This window comes from Paenibacillus amylolyticus (genome assembly GCF_036894225.1).
Lineage (GTDB): Bacteria > Bacillota > Bacilli > Paenibacillales > Paenibacillaceae > Paenibacillus > Paenibacillus amylolyticus.
In genome coordinates, this window is sequence record NZ_CP145892.1 from 182,117 (window position 1) to 195,913 (window position 13,797).

A 13,797-nucleotide genomic window follows, 5' to 3' on the forward strand; every position below is an offset into this window, starting at 1 on the left:
CTGTAAACCTTTCCGAAATCGGGTTAATTATAATAGAGAGGTGAGCGTATGAGATATGCGATCAGGTCAGGATTACATACGCAATGATCCCTAATTGTGAATTCGGAGAGGAGTTTTATATATGACATCATGGAAAAAATGGACAAGTGCATTGCTCGCAGCAGGAATTATTGTAGGTAGCGGTTCGGTGTGGCAGGACAGTTCGGTTCAGGCGGCATCGGTATCCTCGAAAGTGACAACCACAGCTGAGGTGACCCTGAAGTCGGGTGGAAAAACACTGACTCAAAAAGGACTTCTTCAAGGTGGTTCAACTTGGGTATCTCTTACGGCAGTTAAAGATGTGGCAGGTGGAACGCTGAAATATGATGCGAAAACCAAAGAGTACGCTTTGACAGCAGCCAATAACACAATGACGATCAGCCTATTGGATGGCGAGCCGAGTGTTCGAATTAACAACTATTATCCTCAAGTGGACGCAAAGCTGATCAACGGCAGATTATATATCCCATTCTCGGCAATGAGAGATTATCTGGGTGTACAGGGGAATTGGGATAGCAAAACCAAAACGTTGACACTCAGCAAAGTGAAACAAAATAACGTTAAAATTAAAGCGGCAACAGTTAATGTTACTGTAAAAAATGCTGAAGTAGATGTTCAATATCCGCAAGTGAGTGGACTTGCCAGCAAAGAAGCTGAAGCGGCGATCAACAAAGTGTTGAAAGACGAAGTGGATGCGTATGTAGCTGACTTCAAGAAACAGACATCTGAATTCGGCGGTGCAACAGCCAACCGTCCATATGCATTTGAGAGCTCCTATGTAGTGACGTACAACGAAAAAGGCGTGCTGGGACTCATTACACAACGATACGAAGATTATGCTGGCGCTCATGGTATGACGTACCGTACGGGCCACACCTTTGCACTGGACACAGGTAAGGAGCTTACGTTAGATGATGTGCTGCAAAATAACAAAACCATGCGCGAGACGTTGAGTAAAAAAGTGGGTGAACAACTGAAAGCCCGCGGTGGATACCTCGACGGTTATAAAGGGTTAAATAAAGATCAAGATTTCTATGTGACACCAACGGGTGTAGTTGTGTTCTTCCAGTTGTATGAGTATACGGCGTACGCAGAGGGATTCCCTGAAATGCCATTTACGTACAAAGAGCTTCTCCCTAAAGGCACGGAACCTTTCAATAATGTAAATGGAACCAAATAAAGAATCATTATTATGCACTCTTAAGTTTTCTTCCTTATAAAATGAAAAAAGAAGCCCCCATCATAATTATGATGAGGGCTTCTTCTCGTATAGACAACACAATTATATGTTGCTGATTACGTTAGGTGTTGATTATGTTAACGCATAGACCGTGGTCTACGTCACACTTAGATGCCTTGTGATCCTACGTTTTCGATGACTTTATCAATGATACCGTAATCGGCGGCTTCAGCAGCACTCATGAAGTAGTCACGATCTGTATCTTTCTCAATCCGCTCCAGCGGTTGACCTGAACGCTCAGAGATGATGCGGTTCAACGTATCACGCATTTTCAGGATGCGACGAGCACGGATTTCGATGTCAGAAGCCTGACCTTGTGCACCACCAAGTGGTTGGTGAATCATAATTTCACTGTTTGGTAATGCAAAACGTTTACCTTTTGCACCGGCATTCAGCAAGAATGCACCCATGGAAGCCGCCATACCTACACAGATGGTAGATACATCCGGTTTGATGAATTGCATTGTATCGTAAATGGCCATACCGGCTGTAATCGATCCGCCTGGGCTGTTGATGTATAAGTGAATGTCTTTCTCCGGATCTTCCGCAGCCAGGAACAACATCTGTGCCATAATGGCATTAGCCACTACGTCATTAACATCGCTACCAAGGAAAATAATACGATCCTTCAGCAATCTGGAGTAGATGTCGTAGGCGCGCTCACCCCGGTTGCTCTGTTCAACGACCATTGGAATAAAACTCACGTGAAAAACCTCCTTGGAATGTAAATGTTATTGGTGTTTATACTTAAACTGTTACCGTATTACCCACATAATAAACAATTCCAAACAAAAAGTCAAAGAAAGTCAAACTAACTTGCAAAAAAAAGAAACCTTTCCGGTTTCATTGGTTAAATGGGTTATGAGCTGTTAAATAAAAATGGCGCGCCCGCCAAGAATCGAACTTGGATCTCAGGCTTCGGAGGCCTACGTCATATCCATTGGACCACGGGCGCACATTATGTGACAGCAATAATGATTATAGCTCATGGAATATTTAATTGCAAGCAGTTCGTTATGTATGTTGGTTTGGATTGAGCTAAAAATGATCATGATGAAGAAGAGTGGATAAAGAGTGCATTTAAGTAAATGCTATTAGAGGTTTTGGACATGCCGTATGAAATGTGATTCTGAGCGATATGTAGATTGAATTCATTTGTTTCTTCTATATATGGTATGCGTGAGCTAGTCCTTGATCATGGAAGTCTAGGATTGTGAAAATAGGCGCGTACAAACGCTGAATGCGTGTCGAAATAACACGTTGAAACACTTGCATGTCACGTCAGTTTTAGGTAGAATAGACGTGGGACTTAAAAAGTTAACCCGGGACGTTTTAGGGCCATGAAAGAGAGCTTAGAACGAGAACTTGCGGGAGTGGAAAGCATGCGAACGATTTTAGAAGTACAAAAGCAGCTTCTGCCTGATCTCATGGATATCTTGAAAAAGAGGTATACGATTCTACAACAGATCATGTTATCGGATGTGATCGGACGGAGAACGTTAGCTAATTCCATGCAGATGACCGAGCGGGTTCTGAGGGCTGAGACCGATCTGTTAAAGGCTCAGGGACTTATTGAAATTGACAGTGCAGGAATGAAGATCAGCGAGGCAGGGTATGATTTGCTGCAGCAGTTAGAGCCCGTAGCCAAAGAGTTGTTCGGATTATCCGAGCTGGAAGAGCGCATCAAGCAAGCCTACGGTCTGCAAAAGGTAGTTGTGGTTCCTGGCGATTCGGACGTTTCTCCATTTGCCAAAAGGGAACTGGGCAGAGCCGGAGCGAAGGCTCTCGGCAATATCATGAGTGACAACGACGTTGTCGCCGTTACTGGTGGTTCAACAACGGCCGAAGTCGCAGAACAACTAAATCCGCCAACATCGCTCAAAGGTGTCTGGTTCGTACCAGCACGCGGTGGACTTGGAGAAAGCCTTGAAATTCAGGCTAATACGATCGCATCCACAATGGCAAAACGGGTAGGGGCGCAATACAAACTCCTGCATGTACCGGATTTGCTCAGTGATCATGCCTATGAATCATTAATCCAGGACCCTAGTGTTCAGGAGATTCTGCAGCTGATCAGGCAATCACGGATTGTTATTCATGGAATTGGTGATGCCGTAGAGATGGCCAAAAGACGCAAACTTGCGACGGAGATTATAGATGAACTTCAGGAGCAAGGGGCCGTATCTGAATCTTTCGGTTATTACTTTAATGATCAGGGTAAGGTGGTACATACCATGCTTACACTGGGTATGCGACTTCAGGATATTGAACGAACCGATGTTGTGATTGGAATTGCAGGTGGCAAAAGCAAAGCTGCTGCTATACATTCCGTGTTACGATTTGGTCAGGAAGATATTCTGATTATTGATGAGGCTGCTGCCGAAGTCATCGTTGCTGAAATGGAATAAGGTTTTACTTTGTATCACAACTATTGTTGTCTTGACGGACTTCACCGTCTGTCTTGAATATATAAGTTTCATAAAAAATTAATCAAAACTTGGGAGGAACTTACTCATGATTAAAGTAGGTATTAACGGTTTTGGACGTATTGGACGCTTGGCATTCCGCCGTATTCAAAATGTAGCAGGCATCGAGGTAGTAGCAATCAACGACTTGACTGACGCTAAAATGCTCGCTCATTTGCTCAAATATGATACAACTCAAGGTCGCTTCGATGGCGATGTTGAAGTACACGATGGCTTCTTCAAAGTGAACGGCAAAGAAGTTAAAGTATTGGCTAACCGTAACCCGGAAGAACTTCCTTGGGGCGACCTGGGCGTAGATATCGTTCTGGAATGTACTGGTTTCTTCACAACTAAAGAAGCAGCTGAGAAACACTTGAAAGGTGGAGCTAAGAAAGTTGTTATCTCCGCACCAGCTACTGGCGACATGAAAACCATCGTTTACAACGTAAACCATGAAATCCTCGACGGTACTGAAACTGTAATCTCCGGCGCATCTTGCACAACAAACTGCCTGGCACCTATGGCAAAAACACTGCAAGACAAATTCGGAATCGTTCAAGGTTTGATGACTACAATTCACGCTTACACTGGCGACCAAAACACGTTGGATGCTCCACACCCTAAAGGTGACTTCCGTCGTGCTCGCGCAGCAGCTGAAAACATCATCCCTAACACAACTGGTGCTGCTAAAGCAATCGGTCTGGTAATCCCAGAACTGCAAGGCATCCTTGATGGTGCAGCTCAACGTGTACCAGTAGCTACTGGTTCCCTGACTGAGCTCGTAACTGTTCTGAACAAAAAAGTAACTGCTGAAGAAGTTAACGCAGCTATGCAAGAAGCTTCCGATCCAGAAACTTTCGGATACACAGAAGACGAAATCGTATCTTCCGATATCCAAGGAATCACTTTCGGTTCCCTGTTTGATGCAACTCAAACTAAAGTTCTGACTGTTGGCGACCAACAATTGGTTAAAACTGTAGCTTGGTATGACAATGAAATGTCCTACACTGCACAATTGGTTCGCACTTTGGAGCACTTTGCAAAAATGATTAAGTAATATCTGTAATAACATAGAGCGGAAACAGATGCTATATTGTTTCCGCTCTTTATATATCTACATTTTGCAAATTTCTCAAAAACACCAGGATTTACGAGGGATTTTAGCTCTTGATTGGTCCACCAAATACATGGGTGCGGAGGAAATACAGATGAACAAAAAAAGTGTACGCGATATCGAATTGACAGGAAAACGGGCTTTTGTCCGTGTAGATTTCAATGTGCCGCTCGAAGATGGTAAAATTACAGATGACAAACGTATTCGTGCAACGCTTCCTACAATCAACTTCTTGATTGAAAAAGGCGCTAAAGTCATTTTGGCAAGCCACATGGGTCGTCCTAACGGCGAAGTGGTTGAATCCTTGCGTTTGACTCCAGCAGCTGAGCGTTTGTCTGAATTGCTTGGTAAAACAGTTGTTAAAGCTGACGGTTCTGTTGGTGACGCTGTTAAAGCTCAAATCGCTGAACTGAACAACGGCGACGTATTGTTGCTTGAAAACGTTCGTTTCCACGCAGGCGAAGAGAAAAACGATCCGGAACTGGCAAAACAATTTGCTGAACTGGCTGACGTTTTCGTTAACGATGCGTTTGGCGCGGCTCACAGAGCACACGCTTCGACTGAAGGAATCGCTCACTTGCTTCCAGCAGTGTCCGGTTTGTTGATGGAGAAAGAACTTGAAGTGTTGGGTAAAGCAATCTCCAACCCTGAGCGTCCTTTCACAGCTATTATTGGTGGATCCAAAGTTAAGGACAAAATCGATGTAATCGACAACCTGCTGAACATTGCAGACAACGTAATCATCGGTGGCGGTCTGACTTACACGTTCTTCAAAGCACAAGGACATGAAATTGGACAATCCTTGCTGGATGACTCCAAACTTGATGTTGCTCTTGGTTTTATCGAAAAAGCGAAAAAATTGGGCAAAAACTTCTACCTGCCGGTAGATATCGTAGTGTCTGACGATTTCAGTGCGAAAGCAAACACACAAATCGTTGACATCGATGGTATCCCAGCAGATTGGGAAGGTATCGACATCGGTCCTAAAACACGTGAGATCTATGCTGATGTAATCAAAAACTCCAAATTGGTTGTGTGGAACGGACCAATGGGCGTATTTGAAATCGAGCCATTCTCCCACGGTACTCGTGCAGTAGCGGAAGCTTGCGCTGAGACAGAAGCTTACACTGTAATTGGTGGCGGTGACTCCGCAGCAGCAGCTGAGAAGTTCAAATTGGCTGACAAGATGAACCACATCTCTACAGGTGGCGGTGCATCGCTCGAGTTCATGGAAGGTAAAGTACTTCCAGGCGTAGTGGCATTGAACGACAAGTAAGTTTTAGTAGCCTATAGCATGAAGGAGTTGAAACCCATGAGAACACCGATTATCGCAGGTAACTGGAAAATGTTCAAAACGGTTTCCGAATCCAATGACTTCATTCAGGAAGTTAAAGGAAAAGCGGAAGTTGAAGGCGTGGAAACTGTAATCTGCGCACCGTTTACAAATCTGCCATCCCTGGTAGAAGCTGTTAAAGGCACAAACATCAAAATTGGTGCACAAAATCTTCATTTTGAAGATAACGGTGCATTCACAGGTGAAATCAGCGGCGTGATGCTGAAAGACCTGGGTGTGGATTATGTCATTATTGGTCACTCGGAGCGCCGTCAATATTTTGCGGAAACCGATGAGACTGTCAATAAAAAGTTGCATGCAGCATTCCGTCACGGATTGACTCCAATCTTCTGCCTTGGTGAGACGCTTGAAGAGCGTGAAGCGAACCAAACAAAAGACGTATGCAAAGTGCAAACAGTAGCTGCTTTTGCAGGTCTGTCTGCAGAGCAAGCGGCACAAGTTGTTATCGCTTATGAGCCAATCTGGGCGATTGGTACAGGCAAATCCTCCACTTCCCAAGATGCGAATGAAGTTATTGCTTACATCCGTACGCTGGTGAAGGATCTGTACAACGAGACGGTTGCGAATGCAGTTCGTATTCAATACGGCGGCAGTGTTAAACCAGAGAACGTAACAGAATACCTCGGACAAAGCGACATCGACGGCGCACTTGTTGGCGGTGCCAGCTTGCAGCCGGCTTCGTTCATCGCGCTTGTTGAGGGGGCGAAGTAAGATGACAGCTCCAAAACCTGTAGCACTGATCATCATGGATGGCTTTGGTCTGCGTAACACGGTGGAAGGCAATGCGGTAGCGCAAGCCAAGAAACCGAACTATGACCGTTTCATGAGCCAATTCCCACATACAACGCTCACTGCATGCGGTGAAGCTGTAGGTTTGCCAGAAGGGCAAATGGGAAATTCCGAGGTAGGTCACCTGAACATTGGTGCCGGCCGGATCGTATACCAGGATTTGACCCGTATCTCCAAATCCATTCGTGACGGCGAGTTCTACGACAATGAAACACTTGTCAAAGCCGTTCGTGAAGCGAAACAAAGCGGCAAAAAACTTCATCTCTACGGCTTGTTGTCTGATGGCGGCGTACATAGTCACATCGACCACCTGTTTGCTATGCTAGATCTGGCCAAAAAAGAAGGAATGAATGATGTATATATTCATGCTTTCATGGATGGCCGTGATGTTATGCCAGACAGTGGTAAAGACTTCATGCAGAAACTGATCGCTAAGATTGAAGAAGTCGGTGTAGGTAAAATCGCTACGGTTCAAGGTCGCTATTACGCGATGGACCGTGACAAACGTTGGGAACGGGTTGAGAAATCATACCGTGCCATCGTTTATGGAGATGGACCAAAATACACTGACCCACTCAAAGCGGTTGAAGAATCGTATGAGAAATCCGTATTTGATGAATTCGTTGAACCAACGGTTATCGTTAAAGCGGATGGTGAGCCGGTAGGTTTGGTTGAGAGCGGCGATTCCGTTATCTTCCTCAACTTCCGTCCTGACCGTGCGATCCAGTTGTCGCAAGTATTCACGAACCAGGATTTCCGCGGTTTTGATCGTGGTCCGAAGTTCCCTGTGGGCTTGCACTTTGTATGCTTGACTTTGTTCAGCGAGACGGTTGAAGGTTATGTGGCTTATTCGCCGAAGAACCTCGACAACACCCTGGGTGAAGTTCTGGTACAGAACAATAAAAAACAACTGCGTATTGCAGAAACTGAGAAATACCCGCACGTTACCTTCTTCTTCAGCGGCGGTCGTGATGTGGAGCTTCCGGGCGAAACTCGTGTACTGATCAACTCACCAAAAGTTGCAACGTATGACCTGCAACCAGAGATGAGTGCGTATGAAGTAGCTGATGCATGTGTTCGCGAGATCGAAGCAGACAAACATGACGCCATCATTCTGAACTTTGCTAACCCTGACATGGTTGGACACTCCGGCATGCTGGAGCCTACCATCAAAGCGGTTGAAGTAACAGATGAGTGCATGGGCCGTGTTGTGGATGCAGTACTTGCCAAAGGCGGCGTTGTACTAATCACTGCGGATCATGGTAACGCGGATATGGTGTTCGATGAGAAGGGACGTCCGTTCACAGCTCATACAACGAACCCGGTTCCATTCATCGTTACCGATGCAAATGTAACCCTGCGTGAAGGCGGAATCCTGGCAGATATCGCGCCAACGATCCTTGACCTGATGCAATTGCCTAAACCGGCTGAAATGACAGGTACATCTGTCATCGCTACCCGCAAATAAGTTACACAACAACATATATAATTGGGCGGTTTGGTGTTTGCGCATTGAACGAAGGCAGCAGAAATAGTCTGAAGAAGCGAAGCGTTCGCCTTTATCACATGATTTCAACTTATGAAAATAAGTTCAAAGAAATCAGGGGATAACAGCGATTGGAAGACGATTCTGCTGATGTAGTAAAATAAGGGCAAACACAAGTTGGTCCAAAAATTAAATCCCAACTATAAAGGAGATTATCACAAATGACTATTATTTCTGACGTGTACGCTCGCGAAGTCCTCGACTCCCGCGGTAACCCTACAGTAGAAGTTGAAGTATACCTGGAGTCCGGCGCAATCGGACGCGCAATCGTTCCATCTGGTGCATCCACTGGTGCCCACGAAGCCGTTGAGCTTCGCGATGGTGACAAATCCCGTTACCTCGGTAAAGGCGTTCTGCAAGCTGTTAAAAACGTAAACGAAACAATCGCTCCAGAAGTTATCGGTATGGATGCATTGGATCAACTGGGTATCGACAAATTGATGATCACTTTGGATGGTACGCCAAACAAAGGTAAACTGGGTGCTAACGCAATCCTGGCTGTATCCATGGCAGTAGCTCGCGCAGCTGCTGACGCTCTGGACCTGCCATTGTACGTATACCTGGGCGGATTCAACGCTAAAGCATTGCCAGTTCCAATGATGAACATCATCAACGGTGGTGAGCATGCTGACAACAACATCGACGTTCAAGAGTTCATGGTTCTTCCAGTTGGAGCACCAAGCTTCAAAGAAGCTCTTCGCGTAGGTGCAGAGATCTTCCACAACTTGAAATCAGTATTAAGCTCCAAAGGCTTGAACACAGCTGTAGGTGACGAAGGTGGTTTCGCACCGAACCTTGGTTCGAACGAAGAAGCAATCACTACAATCATCGAAGCAATTGAAAAAGCTGGTTACAAACCAGGCGTTGACGTATTCTTGGGTATGGACGTTGCTTCCACTGAGTTCTACAAAGATGGTAAGTACACACTTGCTGGCGAAGGTAAATCTTACACTTCCGCTGAGTATGTTGACCTTCTGGCTTCATGGGTTGAGAAATACCCAATCATCACAATCGAAGACGGTATGTCCGAAGATGACTGGGATGGTTGGAAATTGCTCACTGAGAAATTGGGAGACAAAGTACAACTCGTTGGTGATGACCTGTTCGTAACAAACACTGAGCGTCTGGGCAGAGGTATCAACGAAGGTATCGGTAACTCCATCCTGATCAAAGTTAACCAAATCGGTACATTGACTGAAACATTCGATGCAATCGAAATGGCTAAACGCGCAGGATACACAGCTGTAATCTCCCACCGTTCCGGTGAGTCCGAAGACAGCACAATCGCTGACATCGCTGTTGCAACTAACGCTGGTCAAATCAAAACGGGTGCTCCTTCCCGTACAGACCGTATCGCGAAGTACAACCAATTGCTTCGCATTGAGGATCAACTGGGTGAACTGGCTCAATACAATGGTCTTAAAGGATTCTACAACCTTAAAAAATAAGCTGGATATTCAGCTTTTACAGGCAAGCCGGGTAACCGGCTTGTCTTTTTTATTGCAACGAAGTAATGGTATAAAGTAAGCATCACGCGATGGTGAAATTTAGGGCATTGTATAAACTGTACTACTTGTAGTACAACCATAGCTATGTTACAATTAAAGTATCTGTTTTTATGGTGAGATGTATGCCCACATGGGTAGGAGGTGGAAAGAATGGATATTGCTTTGAAATTGCTGCTCGTTGTTTTCTCGATCGGTCTAATCACTGTAGTATTGCTGCAGCACGGGAAAAGCGCTGGTTTGGCGGGTGCCATCTCCGGTGGTGCGGAACATCTTTTCGGTAAAACGAAAGCGCGCGGATTGGATCTCTTCCTGCAACGTGCAACGGTGGTACTGGGTGCAGGATTTATGATTTTGTCTATCGTTGTTACGGTGGTTTCCAAGTAAGAATTGGAACTGCTGTTCAATGAATAGCTTAAGCTAATGGCTTAATTGATGAACCTTCGTTTCGTGAAGAAACGGGGGTTTTTTAATAAATTCTTACGCGTCCAAACTTTTCCAACAATTTAATCTATAGACTCCATGATTTTCGGTCTTCTTCTCACTTCTGTTTGGTTTTCCTTCCTTAACATGCAACACACCCCTATCATGTATGGTATGTCCCTCGCTTATTCGTTACGCGAAATCACTCCCTATAATGAATGTCATGTGTACGAAAATTTTCGGATGTAGTTCTTTGCCAGATGCGCACAGCACGTGTATCGCATAAAATGTCTGTATAGATACGTGAAAGCGTGATTTTAGAGGAGCGTCCGGGAACTGTGGTTTTTTTGCGAGGTACGGATGGGTCGGATTGAATTCGTGTATACTAGGGTATGAGATAGTATGGTTGCACTACTACGCTCTTCACAACAGTGAAATTGCATTGCATGAAAATGGTAATAATTCCGATACATAAAGAGATGAGACTTGCTTACACTTTTATGTTTCCCGAGGTGAATATATTAATGATAACAGAACAACAATTGCTCGACTTCATGCGGGAAACCGCTTATAAACCTATGACTTATCAGGAGTTGGAACAGCACTTCGCTATTGAAGATGCAGCTGATTTCAAAGCCTTTTTGATTATGCTTAATACGCTGGAGGAATCCGGTAAAGTTTTGCTGACCCGTAACAATCGCTATGGCATGCCAGAGCGTATGGATTTGGTACGTGGACGTTTACAGGCTCACGCCAAAGGTTTCGCTTTCCTTATCCCTGAGGATCGGGAGCACCCGGATGTGTACATTCACGCCAATGATATGAAAAGTGCGATGAATGGTGATACGGTATTGGTTAAAGTCACATCTCAAGGACCTTCAGGTGGTCGTTTGGAGGGTGAGATCGTCCGTATTGTTACTCGTGCTGTGACACAAGTCGTTGGTGTGTTCCAGAGCCATGAGGTGTACGGATTTGTCATTCCGGATGATAAACGGATTAATCGCGATATTTTCATCCCACGTACCAACTTTGCTGGGGCGGTTGATGGACAGAAGGTCGTAGCCAAGATCGTCAGCTATCCGGAGGGCCGTGCGGCTGCCGAAGGTGAAGTGATCGAGATTCTCGGTCATAAGGATGAGCCGGGTATTGATATTTTGTCCGTCATTCGCAAGCATCAGTTGCCTGAAGCTTTCCCTGATGAAGTGGTAGAAGAGGCGGAAAAAGCACCCGACTCCATCACGGATGAAGAGATTGTACAACAGGGTCGCCGTGATCTGCGCGGACTTAACATTGTCACGATTGATGGCGAAGATGCCAAGGATCTGGATGATGCTGTAAATGTAGAGAAACTGCCTAACGGGAACTACCGTCTGGGTGTTCATATTGCCGACGTTGGCTATTATGTGCAGGAGAATTCCAAGCTGGATCAGGAAGCCTACAACCGTGGATGCAGTGTGTATCTGGTAGACCGGGTTATTCCTATGCTGCCACAACGTCTGTCCAACGGAATCTGTAGTTTGAACCCCCAGGTAGACCGCCTGACCCTGTCTTGTGAGATGGAGTTTAACGACCAGATGAAGGTTGTTAAACATGATATTTTCACGAGTGTAATCAAAACCAAAGAGCGGATGACGTATTCCAACGTCCGTAAAATCCTTGAAGGTGAAGAGCCGGAATTGCTCGAACGTTATAAGGATCTGGTAGATGATTTCCATCTGATGAAAGAGATTGCCTTGAAGCTGCGTGCTATGCGTATGCGCCGTGGTGCGGTTGACTTTGATTTTGAAGAATCCAAAATCATTGTGGACGCAGAATGCAAACCGGTAGATATCGTAAAACGGGAGCGTTCGATTGCAGAGCAAATCATTGAGGAATTCATGTTGGCAGCGAACGAAACAGTGGCAGAGCATTTCCACTGGTTGAAGGTTCCTTTCATTTATCGTGTGCACGAAGACCCGGATCAGGAAAAACTGCAAAATTTCCTCGCCTTTGCGGCGAATTTTGGACACCAGGTCAAAGGACGTGGCAATGCGATTCATCCACGGGCGCTTCAATCGTTGCTTGAGGATATCAAAGAAACGAAAGAACAAACCGTGATTAGTACGATGATGCTGCGTTCCATGAAACAGGCGAAGTATGACTCTGAAATGTCGGGTCACTTTGGCCTCGCGGCAGAATTCTATAGTCACTTTACGTCTCCAATTCGTCGTTATCCCGATCTTGTCATTCACCGGGTGATTCGCGAAGTCATTGAAAATAATGGTGCATTGCCGGAGAACCGTCAGGAGTATTTGGCAGCACGTATGTCCGATATTGCGCAGCAGTCTTCGGAACGTGAACGTGTGGCGGTAGAAGCTGAGCGGGATACGGAGAAAATGAAGAAAGCCGAGTACATGCTCGACAAAGTAGGCGAAGAGTTCGAAGGCATGATCAGCAGTGTGACCAGCTTTGGTATGTTCATTGAGTTGGAAAACACGGTTGAAGGCTTGATTCGCCTGAGCGCACTCACGGACGACTATTACCATTTTGACGATCAGCATATGGCTCTGATTGGTGAACGTACCTCGAAAGTCTTCCGCATCGGTGATGAAGTGAAGATCCGTGTGGCACGTGTAAGCATGGAAGAGTATACGATTGATTTTGAAATGGTAGATATGAAACCTCGCGGTGAACGTCCTGGCGGCTTCGGTGGCGGACGTGGCGGTAAAGGTGGACGCCCAGCAAGTGGTGGCGGTCGCGGCGGTGCCAAGGGTGGACCGGGTGGTTTCGGCGGTTCACGTGGCGGCAAAGGCAGTTCGGCAGGTGCTGGAGCCAGCCGTGGTGGCAGATCAACGGAAGAAAGCAGCAAAGGTGGACGTGGCGGTCGCGGTGGAGCAGCAAGTGCAGGCGCGGGCGCAGGCTCATCTGGTGGCTACGCAGGTAAAGGCGGCGGCAAACCTAAAAGTGAGCGTCGTGCTGGTGATGCTGGTGGATCAACTGGTCGGGGCAAAGGCGCGGTGAGCTTTGGTTTTGGCTCAGGTAAAGGCGGATATAGCTCTACATCGGGTGGATCGGATAGTAGTTCAACCGATGGACAAGGAAGTGGCCTGAACAGCGGCAGCGGTCGCGGTGAAGGAAGCTTTAAGTCCGGCAAGGGCGGCGGTAAAGGTGGCAAAGGCGGAAGTGGGCGCAAAAACACTTCGCCAAGCGGCGTATTTATTGGAGAGAATGCAACTCCTGGTGGCGCTCAGGAAAGCGGAGCACCACGACGCAAGCGGAAGAAGAGCAAAAGTGCAGCTGGTAACGGCACGGCAGCTTTTGTACGGAAAAAGAAAAAATAAAG

The 13,797-nt window shown here is 46.1% G+C and carries 10 protein-coding genes and 1 tRNA gene; 9 read left to right on the forward strand and 2 right to left on the reverse strand.

What is annotated here, in order from left to right; all coding sequences use genetic code 11:
* The first annotated feature begins 121 nt into the window (after positions 1-121).
* Positions 122-1,219, forward strand: coding sequence for a stalk domain-containing protein (locus tag V6668_RS00900; RefSeq protein ID WP_036616213.1), 1,098 nt, complete (start codon positions 122-124; stop codon positions 1,217-1,219).
* A 167-nt stretch (positions 1,220-1,386) separates the two neighbouring features.
* On the opposite strand, the gene clpP is transcribed toward V6668_RS00900, so the two are convergent.
* Positions 1,387-1,983, reverse strand: a complete 597-nt coding sequence (gene clpP / locus V6668_RS00905; protein WP_017691245.1) for an ATP-dependent Clp endopeptidase proteolytic subunit ClpP — start codon at positions 1,981-1,983, stop codon at positions 1,387-1,389.
* A 176-nt stretch (positions 1,984-2,159) separates the two neighbouring features.
* A tRNA-Arg gene (locus tag V6668_RS00910) sits at positions 2,160-2,234 on the reverse strand.
* Between the two features lie 427 nt (positions 2,235-2,661).
* Here V6668_RS00910 and V6668_RS00915 point away from each other — a divergent pair.
* From V6668_RS00915 to rnr, 8 genes are all read left to right on the forward strand, one after another.
* Positions 2,662-3,687 (forward strand): sugar-binding transcriptional regulator, encoded by a 1,026-nt coding sequence (locus tag V6668_RS00915; RefSeq protein WP_036616216.1) that lies wholly within the window; start codon positions 2,662-2,664, stop codon positions 3,685-3,687.
* A gap of 106 nt (positions 3,688-3,793) precedes the next feature.
* Positions 3,794-4,801, forward strand: coding sequence for a type I glyceraldehyde-3-phosphate dehydrogenase (gene gap, locus V6668_RS00920; protein ID WP_017691243.1), 1,008 nt, complete (start codon positions 3,794-3,796; stop codon positions 4,799-4,801).
* A 151-nt stretch (positions 4,802-4,952) separates the two neighbouring features.
* Complete coding sequence (locus tag V6668_RS00925) at positions 4,953-6,134, forward strand: phosphoglycerate kinase (RefSeq protein WP_036616219.1); 1,182 nt, start codon at positions 4,953-4,955, stop codon at positions 6,132-6,134.
* Positions 6,135-6,170: 36 nt separating this feature from the next.
* Entirely contained in the window at positions 6,171-6,923 is a 753-nt protein-coding gene (gene tpiA / locus V6668_RS00930) for a triose-phosphate isomerase (protein WP_036616221.1), read from the forward strand.
* A gap of 1 nt (position 6,924) precedes the next feature.
* Positions 6,925-8,469, forward strand: a complete 1,545-nt coding sequence (gpmI, locus tag V6668_RS00935; protein WP_036616224.1) for a 2,3-bisphosphoglycerate-independent phosphoglycerate mutase — start codon at positions 6,925-6,927, stop codon at positions 8,467-8,469.
* Positions 8,470-8,708: 239 nt separating this feature from the next.
* A complete protein-coding gene (gene eno, locus V6668_RS00940; RefSeq protein WP_036616228.1) occupies positions 8,709-9,995 on the forward strand; it encodes a phosphopyruvate hydratase in 1,287 nt (428 codons plus the stop codon).
* Between the two features lie 210 nt (positions 9,996-10,205).
* A complete protein-coding gene (gene secG, locus V6668_RS00945) occupies positions 10,206-10,439 on the forward strand; it encodes a preprotein translocase subunit SecG (RefSeq protein ID WP_036616231.1) in 234 nt (77 codons plus the stop codon).
* A 560-nt stretch (positions 10,440-10,999) separates the two neighbouring features.
* On the forward strand, positions 11,000-13,795 hold the full coding sequence (rnr, locus tag V6668_RS00950; RefSeq protein WP_036616234.1) for a ribonuclease R: 2,796 nt from the start codon (positions 11,000-11,002) through the stop codon (positions 13,793-13,795).
* The last annotated feature ends 2 nt before the right edge of the window (positions 13,796-13,797 follow it).